This window comes from Acetonema longum DSM 6540 (assembly GCF_000219125.1).
In the GTDB taxonomy this organism is placed as follows: domain Bacteria; phylum Bacillota; class Negativicutes; order Sporomusales; family Acetonemataceae; genus Acetonema; species Acetonema longum.
Genome location: NZ_AFGF01000046.1, coordinates 1 through 1281, shown reverse-complemented (window position 1 = coordinate 1281; position 1281 = coordinate 1). Strand labels below are relative to the sequence as shown.

Sequence of the window (1281 nt, the reverse complement as noted above, 5' to 3'; positions counted from 1 at the left end):
TATAATGCTCCCCATTGTCAAGACATAGAATGGAAAAAAATAAGTTAAGCTCCCTTCTGTGTTGTTTGATATAAAACAGCCTCATGAGGCAAGTTTCCGAGATAACATTGGGCTGGGCATGCACCATCCAAGGCGGAATGCGGCCGATATGTATTGTATATCTGCATGTACTCTTTGAGCATCTTGCGTAGTTCTCGAGGAGTAGCGTATTCATTGACATAGATGCGGTCATATTTGAGAGTCCGAAAAAATCGTTCTGTTCGTGCATTATCTAGGCACTGGCCTTTGCCGTCCATGGATATTTTTACTCCGGCTTCTTCTACCAGTCGAATATACTCCGGGTTGGTAAAATGGCCGCCTTGGTCACTGTTGATGATTTCTGGCTTTCCAAAACTAAGAGCGCGTTTTAAACAGGCTAAAACAAAGGATTTATCAAGCGTGCTCGATAGCTCATAATCCACGATGTAGCGGCTGTACCAATCGATGATTACAAACAGGTACATAAACCCTTTTTGCATGCGAATGTAGGTGATATCGATTCCCCATACTTGATCCGGTCGGGTAATCGCTACTTTACGCAAAAGATAGGGCCGCAGAAATTGCTGGTGGTAGCGTTTGCTTAGGTTCGGCTTGGGATAGATGGTATATAGCCCCATGTCCCGCATCAGTCGGCGAACCCTCTTTCGATTAATAGCAACGCCTGTTTCTCGCCGTAGAATCTGGGTAAGTGTCCGATATCCCCAGGTCGGTTCATCGGTGTGGATTGCATCAATCCGGCGCATGAGAAATAAATCCTGCTCTTTATTGACAGGAAGGCTTGGCTTTTTGTAGGCGCTGGTCCGGTTGACACTGAGAAGCTCTGCCTGGCGCTTGACGGCAAGCCTTGAGTGGCCGATCTCCAACAAGGTTTTACGTTCGTCGGCGCTTGATGATTTCTTCAGATTTTTTTTTGAGCCAGTCCACCTCATAGGTCAACTGGCCAATTTTTTGCTCCAGGCGGGCGACTCGCTCTTTTTCCGCGGCCAATTCCTTGTTGGTCTCTGACTGTCCTCTCTTAAATACGTCGCAGGCCCGCTCCAGGAATTCGGTTTTCCACCGACTGACCATTACGGGGTTTAGGCCGTGCTGGGCGGCGATTTCATTTACGGTCGCTTCTTCCCCGAGGACTTCCAGGACCACTTTAGTTTTAAATTCGGCTGAGTACTGATTTCGCTTATTCATACTCCCATTATAACTTATTTTTTCTCTTTCCGTGTCTCAGCTTATGGGAGCATTATAGCA

Annotated in this window: 1 protein-coding gene; it reads right to left on the bottom strand. The window is 46.9% G+C overall.

The window, feature by feature from the left end; all coding sequences use genetic code 11:
* Window positions 1–44 precede the first annotated feature (44 nt).
* Window positions 45–1221, bottom strand: a protein-coding gene (locus ALO_RS05420; RefSeq protein ID WP_139025327.1) for an IS3 family transposase whose coding sequence is annotated in 2 segments (ribosomal slippage) — window positions 45–950 and window positions 952–1221 — 1176 coding nt in all. Because the reading frame shifts where the segments join, the coding sequence is not laid out codon by codon here.
* Between the last annotated feature and the right edge of the window lie 60 nt (window positions 1222–1281).